22 protein-coding genes and 1 other RNA gene are annotated in these 18771 nt (G+C 72.0%); 7 read left to right on the forward strand and 16 right to left on the reverse strand.

All coding sequences use genetic code 11. The features are described 5' to 3' along the window. Positions 1-25: 25 nt before the first annotated feature. Both BLS70_RS04355 and BLS70_RS04360 read right to left on the reverse strand, forming a co-directional pair. Positions 26-163 carry a methionine/alanine import family NSS transporter small subunit gene (locus BLS70_RS04355; protein WP_091764435.1) on the reverse strand — a complete coding sequence of 46 codons (138 nt, stop codon included), beginning with the start codon at positions 161-163 and terminating at the stop codon, positions 26-28. Further along, positions 160-1749 carry a sodium-dependent transporter gene (locus BLS70_RS04360; protein WP_091764436.1) on the reverse strand — a complete coding sequence of 530 codons (1590 nt, stop codon included), beginning with the start codon at positions 1747-1749 and terminating at the stop codon, positions 160-162. Before BLS70_RS04360 ends, BLS70_RS04355 begins: the two co-directional genes overlap by 4 nt. A gap of 221 nt (positions 1750-1970) precedes the next feature. Here BLS70_RS04360 and phnD point away from each other — a divergent pair, with 221 nt between their 5' ends. The 5 genes from phnD to BLS70_RS04385 are packed head-to-tail and all read left to right on the forward strand — an operon-like array spanning position 1971 to position 5953. Next, positions 1971-2879, forward strand: coding sequence for a phosphate/phosphite/phosphonate ABC transporter substrate-binding protein (gene phnD / locus BLS70_RS04365; RefSeq protein WP_091764437.1), 909 nt, complete (start codon positions 1971-1973; stop codon positions 2877-2879). Further along, positions 2876-3703: a phosphonate ABC transporter ATP-binding protein gene (locus BLS70_RS04370; protein WP_218122276.1), complete on the forward strand. Its 828-nt coding sequence runs from the start codon at positions 2876-2878 to the stop codon at positions 3701-3703. The genes phnD and BLS70_RS04370 overlap by 4 nt, the downstream gene beginning before the upstream one ends. Next, positions 3687-4535 carry a phosphonate ABC transporter, permease protein PhnE gene (phnE, locus tag BLS70_RS04375; protein WP_091764438.1) on the forward strand — a complete coding sequence of 283 codons (849 nt, stop codon included), beginning with the start codon at positions 3687-3689 and terminating at the stop codon, positions 4533-4535. Before BLS70_RS04370 ends, phnE begins: the two co-directional genes overlap by 17 nt. Positions 4536-4577: 42 nt before the next feature. After that, positions 4578-5330, forward strand: coding sequence for a tyrosine-protein phosphatase (locus BLS70_RS04380; protein ID WP_091764439.1), 753 nt, complete (start codon positions 4578-4580; stop codon positions 5328-5330). After that, positions 5327-5953, forward strand: a complete 627-nt coding sequence (locus BLS70_RS04385) for a TetR-like C-terminal domain-containing protein (protein ID WP_091764440.1) — start codon at positions 5327-5329, stop codon at positions 5951-5953. The genes BLS70_RS04380 and BLS70_RS04385 overlap by 4 nt, the downstream gene beginning before the upstream one ends. 85 nt (positions 5954-6038) lie before the next feature. Here the strand turns inward: BLS70_RS04385 and ssrA are convergent. The 11 genes from ssrA to BLS70_RS04440 form a co-directional block, all read right to left on the reverse strand. Next, positions 6039-6414, reverse strand: a transfer-messenger RNA (tmRNA) gene (gene ssrA / locus BLS70_RS04390). Positions 6415-6484: 70 nt separating this feature from the next. Further along, positions 6485-6817 (reverse strand): YciI family protein, encoded by a 333-nt coding sequence (locus BLS70_RS04395; protein WP_091764441.1) that lies wholly within the window; start codon positions 6815-6817, stop codon positions 6485-6487. A 13-nt stretch (positions 6818-6830) separates the two neighbouring features. Then, on the reverse strand, positions 6831-7346 hold the full coding sequence (locus tag BLS70_RS04400; protein ID WP_091764442.1) for an SRPBCC domain-containing protein: 516 nt from the start codon (positions 7344-7346) through the stop codon (positions 6831-6833). Beyond that, positions 7343-7690 carry an ArsR/SmtB family transcription factor gene (locus tag BLS70_RS04405; RefSeq protein ID WP_091764833.1) on the reverse strand — a complete coding sequence of 116 codons (348 nt, stop codon included), beginning with the start codon at positions 7688-7690 and terminating at the stop codon, positions 7343-7345. Before BLS70_RS04405 ends, BLS70_RS04400 begins: the two co-directional genes overlap by 4 nt. Then, positions 7687-8043 carry a VOC family protein gene (locus BLS70_RS04410; RefSeq protein WP_091764443.1) on the reverse strand — a complete coding sequence of 119 codons (357 nt, stop codon included), beginning with the start codon at positions 8041-8043 and terminating at the stop codon, positions 7687-7689. Before BLS70_RS04410 ends, BLS70_RS04405 begins: the two co-directional genes overlap by 4 nt. A gap of 67 nt (positions 8044-8110) precedes the next feature. Beyond that, complete coding sequence (gene corA / locus BLS70_RS04415) at positions 8111-9241, reverse strand: magnesium/cobalt transporter CorA (protein ID WP_091764834.1); 1131 nt, start codon at positions 9239-9241, stop codon at positions 8111-8113. Between the two features lie 230 nt (positions 9242-9471). Beyond that, entirely contained in the window at positions 9472-11085 is a 1614-nt protein-coding gene (locus tag BLS70_RS04420; RefSeq protein ID WP_091764444.1) for an SLC13 family permease, read from the reverse strand. Positions 11086-11154: 69 nt separating this feature from the next. Next, entirely contained in the window at positions 11155-12033 is an 879-nt protein-coding gene (locus BLS70_RS04425; protein WP_091764445.1) for an SCO6745 family protein, read from the reverse strand. Positions 12034-12042: 9 nt separating this feature from the next. Then, positions 12043-13041, reverse strand: a complete 999-nt coding sequence (locus tag BLS70_RS04430; protein WP_091764446.1) for a GNAT family N-acetyltransferase — start codon at positions 13039-13041, stop codon at positions 12043-12045. A gap of 43 nt (positions 13042-13084) precedes the next feature. After that, on the reverse strand, positions 13085-13462 hold the full coding sequence (locus BLS70_RS04435) for a VOC family protein (protein WP_091764447.1): 378 nt from the start codon (positions 13460-13462) through the stop codon (positions 13085-13087). Continuing rightward, entirely contained in the window at positions 13462-14358 is an 897-nt protein-coding gene (locus BLS70_RS04440; RefSeq protein ID WP_091764448.1) for an amidohydrolase family protein, read from the reverse strand. Before BLS70_RS04440 ends, BLS70_RS04435 begins: the two co-directional genes overlap by 1 nt. Positions 14359-14469: 111 nt before the next feature. On the opposite strand from BLS70_RS04440, the gene BLS70_RS04445 reads away from it, so the two are divergent. Next, a complete protein-coding gene (locus BLS70_RS04445) occupies positions 14470-15102 on the forward strand; it encodes a TetR family transcriptional regulator (RefSeq protein WP_218122277.1) in 633 nt (210 codons plus the stop codon). 140 nt (positions 15103-15242) lie between these two features. Further along, the gene (locus BLS70_RS04450; RefSeq protein WP_091764450.1) at positions 15243-16751 is read left to right on the forward strand and encodes an MFS transporter; all 1509 of its coding nucleotides are present in this window, start codon (positions 15243-15245) and stop codon (positions 16749-16751) included. Positions 16752-16818: 67 nt separating this feature from the next. On the opposite strand, the gene BLS70_RS04455 is transcribed toward BLS70_RS04450, so the two are convergent. The 3 genes from BLS70_RS04455 to smpB all read right to left on the reverse strand — a co-directional run bounded on the left by BLS70_RS04455 (position 16819) and on the right by smpB (position 18714). Then, complete coding sequence (locus BLS70_RS04455) at positions 16819-17739, reverse strand: NADP-dependent oxidoreductase (protein WP_091764835.1); 921 nt, start codon at positions 17737-17739, stop codon at positions 16819-16821. 46 nt (positions 17740-17785) lie between these two features. Beyond that, positions 17786-18004, reverse strand: coding sequence for a hypothetical protein (locus BLS70_RS04460; protein WP_091764451.1), 219 nt, complete (start codon positions 18002-18004; stop codon positions 17786-17788). A 233-nt stretch (positions 18005-18237) separates the two neighbouring features. Then, positions 18238-18714, reverse strand: a complete 477-nt coding sequence (gene smpB, locus BLS70_RS04465) for an SsrA-binding protein SmpB (RefSeq protein ID WP_091764452.1) — start codon at positions 18712-18714, stop codon at positions 18238-18240. Between the last annotated feature and the right edge of the window lie 57 nt (positions 18715-18771).

Consider the following 18771-nt stretch of genomic DNA (forward strand, 5'->3'; position numbering starts at 1 on the left):
GTGACCCACGCCATTCCCGCCGCGGTCAGAGGTCCCGGTGCCCCGGTTCCCCGACGCGGTCCTCGACGGCGCCGTGCCGGAGCAGGCTGACGACGGCCAGCGCGAGGCCACCCCAGATCACGAGCATCGACACCACCATCATCACGATCGCGGACGTGCTCATCGGGATCCTCCCTCGGTCGCGTGCAACGGGGCTGCCGGATCGGAGCCGGGTGGTGCCCCGTCCAGGTGGGTGCCGGCACGCCACGGCAGGCGCGCCAGGAGGAAGCCGACCAGCGGAAGGGCCACGACCAGCAGCCACCCGAACACGAGCAGCAGCCAGTCGGGATAGTCCTCGTAGGGCGCCCGGAGGTCGTCCCGCAGGGCGAAGAAGAGGACGACGGCCAGGCCCGCCGGGGCGACGAGGCTCGTCAGGATGCGCCACCCGGCACCGATCCTGGGACGACCGTGGACGTTCAGGTGGTCCCCGAGGCCGGTCAGTGCCCGCAGCACCCAGGCCACGACGAGCATGCTGATCAGCGCCACGACGAGGATGCCGTACTGGTTCACGAAGTGGTCGACGACGTCGAGCACGTAGATGCCGCTGGTCGTGCTGAAGAGCACCAGGCTGAGCACGGCGGCGGGCACCACGACCCCCAGAGTCGCGGTGAGGCGGCCGGTGTCCAGCTTGTCGCGGACGGCGGAGATCACGACCTCAATCACGCTGACCAGCGAGGTGATGCCGGCGATGACGAGCGAACCGAAGAACAGCACGCCGATCAGGGCTCCGGCCGGGGCCTCGCTGATGATCGCGGGGAAGGCCACGAACGCCAGCCCGATCCCGTCACTGGCGACCTCGCTGACCCCGACGCCGCCCGCCTGGGCCATGAAACCCAGGGCGGCGAACACCCCGATCCCGGCCAGCAGCTCGAAGCCCGAGTTCGAGAACCCCACGACGAGGCCGGAGCCGATCATGTCCTCGCGACGGCCCACGTACGAGGCGTACGTGATCATGATCCCGAAGCCGATCGACAGCGAGAAGAAGATCTGCCCGAATGCGGCCGCCCATACCGAGGCCGATCCGAGCGCCGACCAGTCGGGCGTGAACAGCGCGTCGAGGCCCTCGCCGGCGCCAGGCAGGAACAGCGCCCGCACCACGAGAGCGGTGAAGGCGAGCACCAGCACGGGGATGAAGATCAGCGAGGTGGCCCCGATCCCGCGCTGGACGCCGAGCGCCATGATCGCGAGAACTGCCAGCCAGACGATCAGGAGCGGCACGAGCACCCCGGGCACCACGTCGGCGGTCACCCGGATGTCGCCGGCCTGGAGGAACTCCCCGAAGAAGAAGCCCTCGGGGTCGTCGCCCCAGGCCTCGTCGAGGGAGAAGAAGGTGTAGCGCAGGGCCCAGGCGATGACCGCCGCGTAGTAGATGGCGATGAGGAAGCAGATGCCCACCTGCCACCAGCCGAGGCCCTCGGTGCCACGGCGGAGCCGGGCGAAGGAGAGCGGCGCAGAGCCGCGGTGGCGGTGCCCGATCGCGTAGTCCAGCAGCAGGAACGGGATGCCCGCGGTCAGCAGCGCGACCAGGTACGGCACCACGAAGGCACCGCCGCCGTTCTCGTAGGCGACGTACGGGAACCGCCAGATGTTGCCGAGACCGACGGCGGACCCGATCGCCGCCAGGATGAACACCCGTCTGGAGCTGAACGCGCCGCGACGTCCCTGCTCCTCCGACTCCTGCTGCGTCGATCCGCCCGCCGTCGTGCTCATCGGACCTCCTGGTCGTGATCGGCCGAGCTGCGCACACGAGCACCGCTCGGCGTCGCGCCGATGGAAAGAGGATGGCAGGACTCCGGCCACTCGGCTGCCGGAACGGCGTCCCCACTGTTCACCCGGCCTTTGATTACGGGTTCGGCGATCTCGTAATTCCCGGCCACCGGGCTGCCCTTCACTGCTGTCGTCCCCCACCACGGCAGAAAGCGTGCGTACCGATGCGCCCCACCCTCCGTCGCCCCGCGGCCCTCGCGATGGGCCTCGCCCTCGCCGCCACCACCGCGGCCGGCTGCTCCTCCTCGTCGGCCGACGAGCCGGACGAGTCCGACAGCACGATCACCTTCGCGACGACACCGCTCAGCGACGACCCGACCGTCGAGAACCCCGTCGAGGCCTTCACCGAGCTGCTCGAGGAGGAGACCGGCCGGACGGTCGAGGTCATCGACGTGCCCGACTACCTCAGCGTCGTCGAGGCGATCCGCACCGACCACGTCGACATCGGCATCATGAGCGGCTTCCCGTCCGCGCTCGCGGTCAACACCGGCGAAGTCGACGCGCTGGTCGCCTGGCCGGGCAACGGCGAGCCGGTGTCCACCTGCATGGTGCTCGCCGACTCCCCCTACCGGGACGTGGCGGACTTCGAGGGTCAGAAGCTCGCGATGGCCGACCAGGCCTCCAGCAGCGGCTACTTCATGCCCGTCCAGATGCTCGACGCCGCCGGCCTCACCAAGGACGAGGACTACGAGATCGTGTTCGCCGGAGGTCACGACGGCGCGATGCTCGCCCTCAAGAACGGCGACGTCGCAGCCGCCTGCACGTCCACGATGCTCCCGCCGCTGTCCATCGAGTGGGGCATCTTCGCCGAGGGTGACTTCCGCACCGTCGGGGAGAGCGACGGGATGGCCGTCTCGATGAGCGTGCTGGGCAGCCAGGAGCTCGACACCGAGACGCGCGAGCTGCTGGAGAAGGCGATCCCCGAGGTGTTCTCGGCCAAGAACGCCGGCCGTCTCGGCGTCCTCATGCAGGGCATGGAGGGCGCGGCGATGATCGCTCCGGACAACGACATCTTCAGCCCCATCGTCGACGTCGCGCGGCTCGCCGGCGCGGACATCTCGGACCTGAAGTGACCCTGCTCGGCGCTCCGGCGCAGCGCGACCTCGGGGCCGCCGCCCCGCGGCCCGTACCGGGCCCGGCCGTGGTCACCGTGCGGGATCTGTCCGTCGCCTACGGGGAGGACACCGTGCTCACCGGGGTCGACCTCGACCTGTTCGGTGGGGAGGTGGTCGCACTCCTCGGCGCGTCCGGATCGGGCAAGTCGAGCCTGATGAAGAGCCTCACCGGGTTCGCTCCGATCACGGGAGGCTCGGCAGTCGTGGACGGGCACGAGCTCCGCGGGGCCCGGCCGCGCGAACTGCGCACGGTCCGGGCCGGCGTCGGCCAGATCTTCCAGCAGTTCAACCTGATCCCACGGCTCTCGGTGCTCACCAACGTGCTCGCCGGGTGCCTGCACCGCACCGGGCCCGCCTCCGCCCTGGGGCACTTCCCCGCGCACGAACGGCGGCGGGCCCTGGAGCTGCTCGACCGGGTGGGCATCGCGCACAAGGCCAACGAGCCGGCCCGCTCCCTGAGCGGCGGCCAGCAGCAGCGCGTCGCCATCGCCCGGGCGCTGATGCAGCAGCCACGGGTCATCCTGGCCGACGAGCCGGTCGCCTCGCTGGACCCGCGGCTGGCCGACTCGGTGCTGGCCCTGCTGCGCGACATCGCCGTCAGCGACGGCATCCCGGTGCTGGTCAGCCTGCACGTGGTCGACCTCGCGCTGGTCCACAGCGATCGCATCGTCGGCCTGCGCGACGGCCGGGCGCTCCTCTCCGGCCGCGCCGGAGAGCTCGGCTCGGCCACGCTGCACGAGCTCTACGCCGACGAGGAGGACCCCGATGTCGACGACCTCTGAGACCCGGACCGCGGCCCCGCAGGCGCGGAAGCCGCAGCTCGACCCGCTCGAGCGGGCCCGCCTCGAGCGGTCGATCGTGTGGCCGCGGACGCGGACGCTGGCGAGCCTGCCGATCCTGCTGGGCGTCCTCTGGTGGTCCTCCGCGGGCGCCGAGTTCGACCCTTTCGCACTCGGCTCGGGTGCGGTGAACATCGTCGACTACCTGTCGCGGCTCTGGCCGCCGGACTTCTCCGAGTTCGGCACGATCGTCCGCCTGCTGGTGGAGACGCTGCAGATGGCGATCATCGGGACCCTGCTGGGCTCGGTGCTGTCGCTGCTGATGGCGTTCGCCGCCTCGGCGACCATCGCGCCGCCGTGGGTCTACTACCCGGCGCGGTGGACCATGAATGTCATCCGGTCGGTCCCTGAGCTCGTGTTCGCGCTGATGTTCGTCTCGGCCGTGGGTCTCGGGCCGTTCGCCGGCATCCTCGCCATGACGCTGGGCTCGATCGGCTCCATCGGCAAGGTCTACGCCGAGGCCATGGAGTCCGTCGACCAGGGCCCGGTCACCGCCATGCGCTCGGTGGGCGCCTCGCCCCGGCAGGTCGTCCAGTTCGCCGTGCTCCCACAGGCGGCCCCGCTGCTGGTCTCGTACACGCTGCTGCTCTTCGAGGGCAACGTCCGCGGCGCCACGATCCTCGGCCTCGTCGGCGCCGGCGGCATCGGTCTCGAGCTGACCACCGCCATGCGCATGTACGACTACGGCCACCTGGGCGCGATCGTGCTCAGCATCATCGTCGTGGTGACGGTCATCGACCAGTGCAGCGCCCTGATCCGCAAGCGCCTCACCTGACCGGCCACAGTGCCGGACCTCCACCCGTAGAGGACCTCTGCCATGACCATGATCCAGACCTTCCCCCTCGCCAACCTCCGCGACCTCGGCGGCATCCCGGTCCGGGGCGGCCGGGTCCGCCCCGGACTCGTGTTCCGCAGCGACGACGTCGCCCTGGTCGACGAACCCGGCGCCCTCGCGCTCGTCCAGTCGGGGGTGTCCCTCGTCATCGACCTGCGGTCGCCCGGCGAGGCGACCCGCACGGGGCGGGGCGTGCTGAGCGGCCACCCGGTGGACTACCTCCACCTGCCGCTCACCGCCGACGTCTCCGACCCCACCGCTCTGGTGCAGCTGTTCTCCGGGAGCGACCACCCCGAACGGACGATGGGCGCCTGGTACGCCCAGCTGCTCGAGGAACGCTCGGCGGAGATCGTCCGGGGACTGCGCGCCATCGCGGACAACCCCGGCGGCAGCCTGTTCCACTGCGCCGCCGGCAAGGACCGGACGGGCATCTTCGCCGCCGCCCTGCTCACCGTGCTCGGGGCGGACGAGCCCTCGATCGTCGCCGACTACGCCCGCACGGCCGCCGTGATCGAGGCGATCATGGCCCGGTTCGCCGGCCACCAGGCGCCGGGGGCGGCCGAGGAGTGGAAGGAGCTGCCGGCAGCGTTGATGGGCGCCTCGCCGGCGACGATGGCGAGCATGCTCGAGACCACGCGCACCGCGCACGGGTCGGTCGCGGCGCTGCTCGCCGCCGGCGGGTGCGACGCCGCGCTCGCCGCTCGGCTGCGGGACCGGCTGGTGGAGCCTGCATGACGGAGCCTTCTCCGACGCTGGTGCGCTCGCCCGTGGACCGGCGTCCGGGCCGGCCGCGGGACGAGGACATCGAGGAACGGGTGCTGGCGGCGACCCTCGCGCTGGTGGACGCCGGCGCGCCGGTCACCCTCGGCCGGGTGGTCGCGGGGAGCGGTGCCAGCCGGGCCGCGATCTACCGGCGGTGGCCGTCGCTGACCGCGCTGCTGGCGGCCGCCCTCGACCAGGGGCGCGAGGTCCTGCGCGTTCCCGGCGACGGCGACCTGCGCGAACGCCTCTTCGGGCTCTACCTCGACGGACCGGCGCGCGTGGCGGAGAGCTACACCGACGCCCGCTTCCGCCGGCGTCTCCAGCTCACCCTCGCCGACCGTGCGCTGCAGCGCGCCTACTGGGACGCGCACGTCAACCGTCGCCGGCTCCCGGTGACCGAGCTGCTGCAGCAGGGGGTGGCGGCCGGCGAGCTGCGGGCCGACCTGGACATCGAGGCGACGATCGACCTGATCAACGGAGTCTTCTACTACCAGGTGATCGTCCGCGGGGAGAACCCGCTGGAGCCTGCCACGCGAGCCCGGTGCGCTGCCGCGCTGGACCTCGTCTGGCGCGGGATGGCGGCCGAGCCGCGGTAGGCGCTGCCCGCCGGTGAGCCCGGCACGCACCCGCGTGGAACGACGAACGCCCCGGACCGTGAGGTCCGGGGCGTTCGTCGTTCAGGGGTGGAGGTGGCGGGAATCGAACCCGCGTCCTTCGACGCATCACCAGGGCTTCTCCGAGCGCAGTCTGCGTTGCCTCTGCTCGGCCCCGTCGATCATGCAGACATGTCGACGTGACGGGCCCAGTCACTGTTTGATGTCCCACGCGCACCCGCGACCGGTGCGCGCAGTGAGTCATCTAGCTGATGCCAGGAACCGGGTCGATGACGAACCCGGGCTGACAGACTCGCCTAGCTGCTATCAGGCAGCGAGAGCGAAGTCGCGCTGATTGGAATCGGCGCTTGTGTTTTTTGCAACGGATGGTTAACGAGCTCATCGTTGCCTTCCTCGGCTCGCTTCCCCTGGTCACCCGACCGAAGTCGAGACCGTTCACCCCCTGTGTAGTTGTGCAGACAGCTTAACGGCACGCACCAGGAGGTTGTTCCCCCGCGCCGCCGGCGTCGCCCGTCAGCGGAGGACGGATCCCGGGAAGCTGCGGGTGGTGTGCAGCTCGTAGGTGAAGATCCCCGCTCGCACGCCCGGGTCGCCCTCCATCAGCTCGCGCGCCTCGTCCAGGTCCATGTCGAGGACGGCGACGCCGCACAGATCGGTGTCGTCGTCCACGGCGCAGACCACCGGCATCCGCCCCTCGCCCTTGAGGCCGAGGTTCCGGCGGCCGTGCTCCCAGATCAGGCCGGGCGTCTCCGCGGATCCCATGGCCGGCCCGTCGCGCAGCACCATGAGCGTGTAGGTGCGGCTGGCCGCCAGCAGCTGGTTCATCTCGTCATCGGTGACCGACATGTCGACTCCTCGCCTACTCGGCAGGTTCCGTGGTGGCGGCCGCGTCCTGGAGGCGGCCGAGGATGGTGGCCCACCCCTGGGCGAAGCTGCCGCCGAGGTAGCCGCCGGGCAGGGCGCAGTCCTCGCCGAGCTCCCGATCGGTCAGGGCGTCCCAGCCGCGGTGCTCCAGCTGCACCTCGGTCAGCCGGGCGGCGAGCGCCGTGAAGCGGAGCTCCACGCAGGTCGGCGTCCCGGTCGCGTTCCAGGTCATGGTCAGTCCGGACGGCGGCTGCCACTCCAGGATCTGGCCCCACTCGTGCGTCGTGCCGTCGTCCCAGGTCTCGTAGACCCGCCCGCCGGCGCGCGGCTCCAGGGTGACCTCGCGGACCCGCTCCCGGCCGACCGAGAACGGCACCAGCGGCCACCAGTCGGCCAGCCGTCCGGTGAAGACCGCGAACGTGTGCTCCGCGCCGCTGCGCACCAGCGTGGACTGCCGGATCGGTGGCCGCAACGACCGGACGTTGTCCGGGACCGCCTCCGCACTGCTCATCGCGTACTCCCCTCACCGGCGTCCCGCTCGGCCTCCACCAGCCGGCGCCCCAGGTCCAGCGACGAGGCCCACAGCTCGTCGAGCGCCGTGCGGAGGGCGGCGATGCGGTCGGGATTGGCGCGGTACAGCCGTCGCGTCCCGTCGCGCCGCTCGGTGAGCAGGTCGGCCGACCGCAGCACGGTGAGGTGCTGGCTGACCGCGGTCCGGGTCACGTCGAACGCGGCGGCGATCTCCCCGGCGGCCAGCTCCTCCCGCGCGACCAGGCGCAGGATCTGGCGGCGGCGCGGGTCGGCCAGCGCGCGGAAGACGTCATCGGTGTCCGGCTCGCGTGCTGCGGCGGTCATGCCCACAGTCCTACCGGGTTGCCGTCCGGATCGGCCAGGACCGCGAACGTGCCGAAGCCGCCGGGCAGCTCGGTGGGCTCGACGAGGCGCCGACCGCCGAGCCGCTCGGCACGCTCCAGGTAGGTCGGCAGGTCGTCCACGCGGACGTAGATCTTCACGCCCGTGTCGCCGTCCTCCATGGACGGGCCGATCCCACCGGGGATCGTCGGCTCGTCGGCGGCGGTGTCCACGAGGGCGTAGCCGCCCCAGTCCGGGTCCTCGTCCACCGACCACTCGAACAGGCCCGCGTAGAACTCCTTCGCTCGCGCGGGCTGCGCGCTCACGATCTCGAACATCGCCACCGGTCGACCCATGACCCTCTCCTTTGCGTCAGCGTGGTCTAACGTTAGCCACAACTGGCGGAAGAGCGCAAGGGGTGGATCAGATCCAGCCGCGCCGCTTGAACACCAGGTACAGCGCCAGGCTGACGATGCCCATGAGGACGACGGCGAAGGGGTAGCCGTAGTACCAGTCCGTCTCCGGCATGTGGTCGAAGTTCATGCCGTAGACGGTGCCGACGAGCGTGGGCGCGAAGAGGATGGCCGCCCAGGCCGAGATCTTCTTGACCTCCTCGCCCTGCGCGATCGACGCCTCGGTCAGCTCGCGGATCTCCTCGTTCTGCCGCTGCGCCACCAGGGTCGCGTTGACGGTGAGGATGTCGCGCAGCTGCTGCCGGAAGCCCTCGACCCGCTCGATCACCTGCATCACGTGGTCGGCGACGTCGCGGAGGTAGCTGCGCAGCTCCTCGTCGACGCCGTACTTGTCGAACCCCGACGTGATCGCCGCGATGATGCCGGTCAGCGGAGCGGCGGCGCGCTGGAACTCCAGCACCTCCTGCGAGAGCTCGTAGATGCGCCGGGAGACCCCCGGGTCGCCGCGGAAAACCTCCGTCTCGATCTCGTCGATGTCGGTCGCCAGCCCGTCGACGACCGGGCGGTAGCCGTCCACGACGGCGTCCAGGGTCGCGTACAGCACCGCCTCGCTGCCCTTCGCGAGCAGCGCCGGCTCGCTCTCCAGCCGACGGCGCACCCGCGACAGGTCCGGGGACTCGCTGTGCCGGACGGTGATGGCGAAGTCCGCGCCGAGGAACAGGTGCAGCTCCCCGAACTCCACCTCCTCGGCGGCGTCCAGGTACCGGGCCGCCTTGAGGACCACGAACAGGGTGTTGCCGTACCGCTCGAACTTCGGCCGCTGGTGCGCCTTGATCGCGTCCTCGACCGCGAGCTCGGGCAGCTCGAACAGCTCGGCGAGCTCGCCCAGCTCTTGCGGCTCCGGCCGGTACAGACCCAGCCAGGCCAGCCGCTCCTCGCCGAGGTCGAGCTCGGCGCGGCTGTCGGCAGCCGAGTCCGGCGTCGCCACCCGGCGGCCGTCGGAGTAGACGGCGTTGTCGACCACGCGGGAGCGTGCGGGCGGGGCGCCGGCCGGCGCGGGCGGCACCGCACGGACCTCGGGGCGGGGACGGCGGGTCAGCGTGGAGAGGGCGCTCAGCGGCGCGAGACGACGCTCGGTCATGACGGACTCCCGGAGGACGGGGACGACGAGGGACACCGAGAGGTCCTCGCGCGCCGCCGTCGGGCGGTCAGCGCCGGGCGGGGAGGACCTCGGGCGCGGTACTGGGAGGTTCGCTGCGCATGCGCTGGTCCCCCTTCCCGGCCACGGCCTCCTCCGTCAGGAGGCCGTCGTCCATGGTGTCACGCGCCCGGCCGTGCGCGTCGCCCTTCCGGGTGAACGCCGGGCGACGGTCAGCCGACGGAGCCGAGCACCAGGTCCACCATCACCGGCAGCAGGATGACGATCAGCAGCGCCCCGAGGATGTCGAAGGAGAAGCCGCTGCGGATCATCTTGGTGATGGGCACGACGCCCGAGCCGTACGCGATCGCGTTCTGCGGCGTCGACACCGGCAGCATGAACCCGAACGAGGCCGCGAACGTCGCGGCCAGTGCCGGCACGAACGGGTTGACCCCGGCGGCCATGGCCACCGGGATGATGATCGGGACGACGACGGCGGCCGAGGCGGTGTTGCTGGTCGTCTCGCTGATGATGATCGCCAGGACCACGGCGAAGATCGTGATCGCGAAGCTGCTGGTCAGACCCAGCTTGTCGGCCGATGCCTCGCCGATGGTCTCGGCCAGGCCGGTGCTGGCCAGCAGCGAGCCGAAGATGATGCCGGTGCCGAACAGCAGGATCGTGCCCCAGTCGATCTTCGCCGCGTCGCTCCAGTTGAGGGTGAACTCGCGCGACTTCCAGTCCGTGGGCAGCAGGAACAGCAACGAGGCACCGAGGACGGCGATGATGCCTTCGTCCATGCGGTCGCTGATGGTCGTGTAGAGGTCCGACTCGGTGCCGGCGGTCAGCGCGATGACGCCGGGGAAGATCCAGCACGCCACGGTGACCGTGAAGGCGATCAGCGTGTTCTTCTCCGCGCGCGAGAACTTGCCGAGACCGGCCCGCTCGGCCTGCACGTACTCGCTGACCCCTTCGATGCGGCGGATCTCCGGCTTGTTCAGCAGCAGCAGGACGACAGCCAGCGCGACGAACATCAGCGCGCAGATGGGCAGGGCCATCAGCATCCAGTCGAGGAAGCCGATCCGCTCCCCCGTCGCCTCCTCGATCAACCCACGACCGATCAGGTTCGGCGGCGTCCCGACCGGCGTGAGCAGGCCGCCGACGCTGGCCCCGTAGGCGAGCATGAGCATCACCGCGACGCCGACCCGCAGGCGCAGGGGGTCGAAGTCCGGCTTCACCAGCTCCTTGTCCTGCAGCAGCTTGGCGATCACGGAGATGATGCCGAGCGCCGTCGGCAGCAGCATCGCGACGGTGGCGGTGTTGGACACGAACGCCGAGAGCAGCGCCGTGATGGCGCCGAAGGCGATGACCACCCGGTAGGTCGAGGTGCCGACCCATTTCAGGGACAGCACGAACATCGCGAAGCGCCGGGCCAGGCCGTGCTTGAGCATCGCCATCGCGAGGATGAAGGCGCCGATGAAGGTGAAGACCGTCGTCGAGCCGAACGGCGCCAGCGCGTCGTCGGCCGGCACCACGCCCATGGTCACGATCGCGCCGATGCCGATGAGCCCGCCGACCGGGATCGGCACCGGCTCGGTGATCCACAGGACGATGACGCCCAGCAGGATCGCCGCGAGCAGGTGCTGGTCGCGCGGCAGGTCGAACGGGATGAGGGCGAAGACGATCGTCACGACCGGCGCCAGGAAGAGCCCGACGGTGCGCCGGCCCTTCTCGAACCGCTCCTCGGCAGGGCTGAGGGTCTGCTCCCCCAGGCTGCGGTAGGTCGCGCTGCCGCGGAAGGCGGCGTCGACGTCGGTGCGCTGGACTGGGGTCCGCTCCGTTGCGGTCATGACGCCTCCCGGCTCTGGGGTTGAGCCGACCTTAGGGAGTGCGGCGTCGGGGAGCGACCGCTGGCCCGATCAGCCCTTGGCCAGGCCCGATGCGCTGAGGGCACCGTTGGCGACCAGCGTCCGCGAGAGGTCCTTGGCGATCTCGACGACCCGCTCGGTGCGCTCGGGTCCGAGGAACAGCCACGGGTCGGCGGAGAGCGCGTCGGTGTGCACCTCGAGGCGGGCCCGCAGCTCGACGCCCTCCTCGGTGAGGCCGGCGTCGTCCACCAGGCCGCGGTCGGCCAGTGCCTGCACCGCGTCGGCCCACTCCTGCTCGCTCCAGCCGCGGGTGGCCTTGGCCGCCTCCGGGGTGAAGCCGCGACCCATCGCGGTGTGGGTCACGAGCGCCTCGATGCCCGAGAGACCGGAGTGCAGCAGCGCGGCGACGTGCCCGTCGCCGCGGTGCTCGCGCAGCAGCGTGGCCCCGTGCCACAGGACCAGCAGCGGTTCCTCCGGCCACGGCAGGTCCGCGTGCCCGGCGTAGAGCGCGCGGCCCTCCGGCGTCAGCACCGTCGTGGCCTCGCGCAGCAGCTCCCCCAGCTCGGCGACCTCGTCGGAGGACGCCGCCTCGCCGAGCAGCCGGGTGAGGGAGGCGCGGGCGGCGTCGAGCCGGGCGGCCAGCACCTGCTCGGGAGTGGCCAGCGCCCAGGCGGCCGGGATGGTGCGGGCCACCAGGGCCGGCGAGAAGTTGTAGAAGGTCGCCGTCACCGTGCCGGCACCCACCGGACCCATGGCCGCGGACCGGCCGGCGAAGTAGCACATCCGACCGGGCCGCAGCCCTACCGCCGTCAGGTGCTGCTCGGTCTCGGGCGCGAAGTAGACGTGCGAGTGCAGGAGCTCGACGGCGCGGTGCGCACGGGCCACCTGCCGGGGGTCGAGGACGGCAGGGGGCGGATCGGCGCTGACCATGGCCGCACCCTAGCCACCTGCGACCGCCGGGAGGGACGTCGACCAGCTGACCTGCGTGCGGGTGGTCCGGAAGCCCAGCCGCTCGTAGACGCCCGGGGCGCCGGTCACGTTGCCGCTGTCGACGTCCAGCCCCGCCGTCCGGCAGCCGGCCGCCGCGGCCGCGCGCAGCACCGCGGTGATCAAGGCCGAGGCCACGCCCCGGCCGCGTGCGGCGGGCAGCACGCCGATCTGACCGAGGTGGACCTCGTCGTGTCCCCTCGCGCGCGAGTCCGCCTCGTACACGTAGGCGAGCGCGTAGCCGACGACGGCGCCGTCCGCGAGAGCCAGAACCGACAGATCCGGCCGGAACGCGCGCTGGCCGGTGAAGAGCGTGCGCCACGTCGCCGCGTCCCGTTCGGCGGACCCGTGGTGCTCGGTGAACGAGGCGTTGTGCGCCTGCCGGACCTCCTCGTCCCGGTTCCAGCTGAACGGCACCAGCTCCATCCCGTCGACCCCCGGCACCGCGGGCACCCCGGACAGCGGGCGCGCCATCGTGCGGTACCACCGCTCGGGGCGGAAGCCGGCACGGCGGACGACCCCACCCAGCGACGTCATCGCGGCCGGTACCGACACCCCCAGCACGGCGGGCGACGCGGGGTGGCGGTCGGCGTGGATCTCGCCGCCCCGGGCGACCTGCCAGGCGAGGAGGGCGCGACCGATGCCGCGACCCCGCCAGGCGGGGTGGACGCGGGCCTCCAGATCGATCCGGAAGGCGTCCCGGAAGGTGGGGAGAGCCAGGACGGTGGCCCAGGCGACGAGCGCGCCGGCGGGATCCCGTACGGCCACGCCGTCGCGTCCCAGGTCGACGAGGTCGTTGACCCACCACTCGGTCAGGTCCTCGGCGCTCCAGTGCTCGCCGGTGTCGTCGACCTTCTCCGCCTCGGCCAGGAGGGCCGCGGCATCGGCCGCGTCCGCCGGGGTCAGCGGAGCGACGGAGAGGTCCTCGGGGAGGACGGGGAGAGCGACCACGTCATCGGAGGCTAGGCACCCGGGCGCCGGGGGGCGACGGAATTCAGCGCCGCACGAACAGGCAGAACGGGTGCCCGGCGGGGTCGCGGAAGACCCGCACGACCTCGTCCTCGTCCTCGTGGCCGCCGACCGGCTCCGCGCCGGCCTCCTCGGCCAGCGCGCAGGCGGCGTCGAGGTCGTCGACGAGGAAGTCCAGGTGCTGCTGCATCTGCTGGGCCCCCGGCTCGGGCGGCCAGACCGGCGGGACGTGGTCGCGCTCCAGCTGGAAGGACAGCCCGGTGCTGCCGTCGGTCGGCCGCAGCGTCGCCCACTCGTCGGTGTCGTCCCGCATCGGCCAGTCGAGCAGCCGCTGGTAGAACCGCGCCAGACCGCGTGGGTCGGGCGTCCCGAGGACGCTCGCGGTGAAGGTGACGCTCGGCATCAGGTCTCCAGTCCGAACAGTCGGGCGCCGTTCTCCCAGAGGACGGCGCGCAGCCAGTCCTCACCCAGCTCCAGCCGGTGCAGGGCCTCGAGCTGGTGGGCGTAGGCGTAGGGGATCGACGGGAAGTCGCTGCCGAGCAGCACCTTGCCGCGCAGGTCCGACAGTCTCGGCAGCTGGGCCCGGTCGAAGGCGTTCCGCCCGCGCTCGGTGAAGTCGGTGGCGAACATCGTGGTGTCCAGGTGCACGCGCTCGTACCGCTCGGCCAGGTCGAGGAACTCGCCGTACTCGGGCATGCCGAGGTGGGCGATCACCAGTTGCAGCCGCGGGAAGCGTTGCAGGAGCCCGGCCATCGGCTCGGGGCCGGTGTGCTCGCCGGCCAGCGGGCCCGAGCCGCAGTGGATCACCACCGGCGTGCCGGTCTCCTCCAGCCGCGCCCACACGTCGTCGAGCAGCCGGTCCCGCGGGTCGAAGGCGCCCACCTGCACGTGCACCTTGAACACCCGGGCGCCCCGGTCAAGTGCGTCGGCGACGTAGCCGGCCGCCTCCGGCTCCGGGTAGAAGGTGGCCGACTGCAGCACCCGCGGGCGCCCCTGGGCGAAGTCGTGGGACCACTCGTTGAGCCACGCGGCCATGCCCGGCTTGTGCGGGTAGGGCAGCGTCGAGAAGGCCCGCACCCCCAGCCGCTCCAGGACGGCGAGCCGCTCGTCCACCGGCAGCCGGTAGGTGATCGGCCAGGAGGCGGTGCCGTAGTTGTCCCGCGCCCGGCCGAAGTACTCCCACACCTTCTCCTGCACGCGCTCCGGGAGGAAGTGGACGTGCACGTCGACCAGCCCGGGCAGCCCCAGCTCGCGCCAGTACCGCGGGACGTCGGCGTCGTCGACGGGAGCTGCGATCACGCGCCGACCCTAGGGTGACCGGCACCGCTGAAGACAGCCGTCCGGGTGACACGAAAACCTGGTCTCAGTAAAAACTTGTACCGGGTCCACCTTTGTGGCTAAGGTGATCACGTGACCAGGGCAGGGAAGTCGTCGCTCCCCGAGCGCTGCCCCCTGTCCGCAGTCATGGGGCTCCGAGAGCGCAAGAAGCTCGAGGCCTGGCGCACCATCCGCTCCACCGCGCTGGCACTGATCAGCGAGCGCGGCTTCGACGCCGTCAGCGTCGAGGACATCGCCGCCGCGTCCGGCGTCTCCCGCACCACGTTCTTCAGCTACTTCCCCAGCAAGGAAGCGGTCGTCTTCGACCTCGATCCCCTGGAGGTCCAGCACTGGCGGGACCTCCTGGCGGACCCGAGGGCGGACCTGCCGCTGTGGGAGGCGCTGACCGACGTCTCGCTCGGTCTGGCACGACTGCTCGCCGAACGGCTGCCCCTGCAGAAGCGGTTGTTCGAGCAGTCACCGGAACTGTGCACGTCGTCGCGGAACACCTGCGACGCCTTCGGGCCCGACCTCAAGGAATGGATCAGCCGCCGCACTCCGGACGGCGACTCGCTCCGCACCACGCTCGTCTACAACACCGCCTTCGCCGCGTTCACCACGGCGATCGAGGCCTGGGATCCCGACGACTCCTTCGAGCACTTCCTGGAGCTCGTCCGCGACTGCCTGCGCTGGGCCGGCGCAGGACTCGCACATCCCGTGAGCTGACCCGCTCCTCCCCCGGCCGGCCCTGACTCCCGTCGGCCGGAACCCCGCCCGTCCCCGCGACCGCGCACCGCTGCCGGCCGCCCGGACCCGCGCGTCCTCATCCCCTCCACTGCGCACCGCGCAGGAAGGACGGCGCAGCCATGCCCGTCGACAGCCTCCCCGACCTCCGACACTCCCCGTCCGCCGGCGAACCGGCCGGACCGCAACCCGCGCACCCCGATCCCCGGCGATGGCTCGCACTCGCCGTCATCGCGGTCGCCCAGCTGATGATCGTGCTGGACGTCTCGATCGTGAACATCGCGCTGCCCGATGCCGGCGCCGACCTGGGCATCAGCGCGGCCAACATCCAGTGGGTCGTGACCGCGTACACCCTCACCTTCGGCGGGCTGCTGCTGCTCGGCGGCCGGGTCTCCGACATCATCGGCCGCAAGCGCGCCTTCCTCATCGGGCTCATGGGCTTCGCCGCCGCCTCCGGGCTGGGCGGCATCGCACCCAACCAGGAACTGCTCTTCGGCGCCCGCGCGCTCCAGGGCGCGTTCGCCGCACTGCTGGCACCGGCGGCGCTGTCGCTGCTCGCCCTCGCCTTCACCGAGCCCAGGGAGCGGGCCCGCGCCTTCGGCGTCTTCGGCGCCGTCTCCGGTGGCGGCGCGGCGATCGGGCTCATCCTCGGCGGCACCCTGACCGAGTTCGCGTCCTGGCGCTGGACCCTCGGCGTCAACGTGCCGATCGCCGTCGCCACGGCGCTGGCCGCCGTCGTGCTGGTCCGCGAGAGCCGGGCGGAGGGCGACCGCCACTTCGACGTGCCCGGCGTCCTGATGTCCACGGCCGGGCTCGCCAGCCTGGTCTACGGCTTCAGCAAGGCCGCCGAGGCGGGCGTGGGCTGGTCCGACCCGCTCACGCTGACGCTGCTGGGGGCTGCCGCCGTGCTGCTGGTCGGCTTCGTCCTCCACGAGCGCCGGGCCGCCCACCCGCTCCTCCCGCTCCGCATCGTGCTGGAGCGCAACCGCGGTGGGTCCTACGCCGTGTTCCTGCTGGTGGGCGCGGGCCTGTTCTCGATGTTCCTGTTCCTGACGTTCTACTTCCAGGAGACGCTGGGCTACACCCCGCTGGAGTCGGGCTTCGCGTTCCTCCCCTTCAGCGGCGGCATCATCATCGGCGCAGGGCTGGTCTCCCAGGTCCTCCCCCGGGTCGGACCGCGGCCGCTGATCGTCGGCGGGCTGGCGCTGGCCGGTGCCGGGATGCTCTGGCTCACGCAGGTCGGCGTGACCAGCTCCTTCCTCACCAGCGTGCTGCCGGCCGAGCTGGCCATCAGCTTCGGCATGGCGATGGTCTTCGTCTCCGCGTCGAGCACCGCACTGCTGGGAGTCGACGAGCACGACGCCGGGGTGGCCTCCGCGACGCTGACCACCGCCCAGCAGATCGGCGGATCGCTCGGTCTGGCGCTGCTGAACACGTTCTTCGCGTCCGCCGTCGCCGACCGGATGGCCGCCGACCCGGCCGGAGGGCCGGACGCCGCCATGGTCCACGGCTACCACGTGGCCTTCGTGTGGGCCGCGGTCTTCCTCGGCGTCGCCCTGCTCATCGGCGCCGCCCTGATCTCCGCCCGGAAGGACGACCTCCCGGCGCCGGAGATGGCGCTGGCGGCCTGACCGCTCCCGCTCCCGCCGCCGGGTCCGGGCTCGCGCCCCGGGCCCGGCAGCGGGCTGTCCGGCCCCGTCAGAGGGTGACGACGACCTTGCCGCGCACGTGCCCCTGGGCCACCAGCCGGTGGGCGGCGACGAGGTCCTCGAGCGGGAACGCCTTGGCGATCGGCACCCGCAGCTGGCCGGCGTCGGCCATCCGGCCCAGCTCCTCCAGGTCGTGCTGCTCGGGTCGCACGAAGACGTAGCGGCCACCCATGTCGTTGACCGACGGGTCGACGACCGAGGCGATCCGCGACACGTCGCGCACCTGCGCCCGGGCGTCGGCCAGGGTCTCGCCGCCGACCAGGTCCAGGACGGCGTCCACCGGTTCGGACAGCTGCCCGCTGATCGGGCCGGCCGAGTAGTCGAGCACCTCGGCGGCACCGGCGTCCTTGAGGAAGCCGTGGTTGCGCGGGCTCGCCGTCCCGATGACGTGGGCCCCCAGGGCGACGGCGATCTGCACCGCGTTGAACCCCACGCCACCCGCCGCGCGGTGAATCAGCACGCGGTCGCCCTCGCCGACGTCGAGCGCCTCGGTGAGCGCCTGGTAGGCGGTGAGCCCGGCCAGTGGCAGCGCCCCGGCCTCGGCGAAGGAGAGCGACTCCGGCTTGTGCGCGAGGCAGCGCTGCGGTGCCGGCACCAGTTCGGCCGCCGTCCCCCACTGGACGTCGTCGCGGCGGACGTAGCCGAACACCTCGTCGCCGGGGGCGAACGCGACCACCGCCGGTCCGACCGCCTCGACGACGCCGGCGACGTCCCAGCCCGGGACGATCGGGAAGTGGTGCGGATAGAAGCTCGCCAGCCCACCGGCCCGGATCCCCATGTCGACGGGGTTGACGCCCGCGGCCCGCACCCGCACGAGCACGGTGTCCGGTCCGACGGGTGGCTCCGGGAGGTCGTCGCGCAGCGTCAGGACGTCGTCGTCCCCGAACCGGTCGTAGGCCATTCCTCGCATGCCGCTCACCGTAGGCGGGCGCTCCGCGACGGGCCCGCGGTGGCCGTCAGCGCCGCCGGGCCCGGCCCGGGGAGGACGTCGTCCACTCGAGGACCCACTGCTCCCCCACCGGGAGCGCGGCCCACCGCCGCGACGCGTCCTGCACCGCGGCGACGGCGGCCTCGATCCGCTCCCCCGGGACGCCGGAGACAGCGACCGCGCCGGGCAGCACCTGCTCACCGCGCGCCAGCCGGCCGACGACGTCGGCGAGGTGCTCCGCCTGCATGACGGCGTCGCGGCGCTCCTGCTCGAGCCGGTCCGAGCGCTCCGCGGCGACTCGAGGACGGCGTGGACGAGGTCGTGCGGCAGATCGGCCCCACCACCGGCCCCGCGCATGGTGAAGACGACGCCGTCGTCCCGCTCGACGAGGGTCTCGACCGGACGGCGGTCGGCCATCCGCTGGAACGTCATCCGCACGGTTCGCATCGTCCCGGTCGGGTCGAGCGAATCACCGGAGCGTCAGCGGCGGCCCTTCACGTACCGGCCGAACGCCTTCTGGATCTCGCGGCGGGAGTCGCGCTCGGCCATGTCGTGCCGCTTGTCGTAGGACTTCTTGCCCTTGGCGAGCGCGAGGGTCGCCTTGACCTTGCCGTCCTTGAAGTACAGGTCGAGCGGGACGAGCGTGAGCCCGCCCTCCTTGATCTTGCCGATCAGCTTGTCGATCTCGCTGCGGTGCATGAGCACCTTGCGCTTGCGGCGCGGGGCGTGGTTGGTCCACGTCCCCTCCGCGTACTCCGCGATGTGCACGTGCTGCAGCCACACCTCGCCGTCGTCGATCGAGGCGAAGCCGTCGACGAGCGAGGCGCGTCCGGCACGCAGGCTCTTCACCTCGGTGCCGGTGAGCACGAGACCCACCTCGTACTCGTCGAGGATCGAGTAGTCGTGCCGCGCCTTCTTGTTCTGGGCGATGAACTTGCGCCCCTGTTCCCGCGGCATCCCACCAGGTTAGCTGCGTACGACATCTGCGATCTCGTGGCCGTCCCGGCGCCGACC

This window comes from Blastococcus aurantiacus, assembly GCF_900102425.1.
Lineage (GTDB): Bacteria > Actinomycetota > Actinomycetes > Mycobacteriales > Geodermatophilaceae > Blastococcus > Blastococcus aurantiacus.

Bases quoted from the DNA above. Each gene is read 5' to 3' on its own strand.
- smpB (WP_091764452.1), bottom strand. From the start codon at position 18,714: ATGCCGCGGGAACAGGGGCGCAAGTTCATCGCCCAGAACAAGAAGGCG.
- BLS70_RS04405 (WP_091764833.1), bottom strand. From the start codon at position 7,690: ATGACCGCCGCAGCACGCGAGCCGGACACCGATGACGTCTTCCGCGCG.
- BLS70_RS04355 (WP_091764435.1), bottom strand. From the start codon at position 163: ATGAGCACGTCCGCGATCGTGATGATGGTGGTGTCGATGCTCGTGATC.
- BLS70_RS04380 (WP_091764439.1), top strand. From the start codon at position 4,578: ATGACCATGATCCAGACCTTCCCCCTCGCCAACCTCCGCGACCTCGGC.
- BLS70_RS04455 (WP_091764835.1), bottom strand. From the start codon at position 17,739: ATGCGAGGAATGGCCTACGACCGGTTCGGGGACGACGACGTCCTGACG.
- phnD (WP_091764437.1), top strand. From the start codon at position 1,971: ATGCGCCCCACCCTCCGTCGCCCCGCGGCCCTCGCGATGGGCCTCGCC.
- BLS70_RS04435 (WP_091764447.1), bottom strand. From the start codon at position 13,462: ATGCCGAGCGTCACCTTCACCGCGAGCGTCCTCGGGACGCCCGACCCA.
- BLS70_RS04410 (WP_091764443.1), bottom strand. From the start codon at position 8,043: ATGGGTCGACCGGTGGCGATGTTCGAGATCGTGAGCGCGCAGCCCGCG.
- BLS70_RS04360 (WP_091764436.1), bottom strand. From the start codon at position 1,749: ATGAGCACGACGGCGGGCGGATCGACGCAGCAGGAGTCGGAGGAGCAG.
- phnE (WP_091764438.1), top strand. From the start codon at position 3,687: ATGTCGACGACCTCTGAGACCCGGACCGCGGCCCCGCAGGCGCGGAAG.
- BLS70_RS04400 (WP_091764442.1), bottom strand. From the start codon at position 7,346: ATGAGCAGTGCGGAGGCGGTCCCGGACAACGTCCGGTCGTTGCGGCCA.
- BLS70_RS04385 (WP_091764440.1), top strand. From the start codon at position 5,327: ATGACGGAGCCTTCTCCGACGCTGGTGCGCTCGCCCGTGGACCGGCGT.
- BLS70_RS04450 (WP_091764450.1), top strand. From the start codon at position 15,243: ATGCCCGTCGACAGCCTCCCCGACCTCCGACACTCCCCGTCCGCCGGC.
- BLS70_RS04420 (WP_091764444.1), bottom strand. From the start codon at position 11,085: ATGACCGCAACGGAGCGGACCCCAGTCCAGCGCACCGACGTCGACGCC.
- corA (WP_091764834.1), bottom strand. From the start codon at position 9,241: ATGACCGAGCGTCGTCTCGCGCCGCTGAGCGCCCTCTCCACGCTGACC.
- BLS70_RS04395 (WP_091764441.1), bottom strand. From the start codon at position 6,817: ATGTCGGTCACCGATGACGAGATGAACCAGCTGCTGGCGGCCAGCCGC.
- BLS70_RS04425 (WP_091764445.1), bottom strand. From the start codon at position 12,033: ATGGTCAGCGCCGATCCGCCCCCTGCCGTCCTCGACCCCCGGCAGGTG.
- BLS70_RS04460 (WP_091764451.1), bottom strand. From the start codon at position 18,004: ATGCAGGCGGAGCACCTCGCCGACGTCGTCGGCCGGCTGGCGCGCGGT.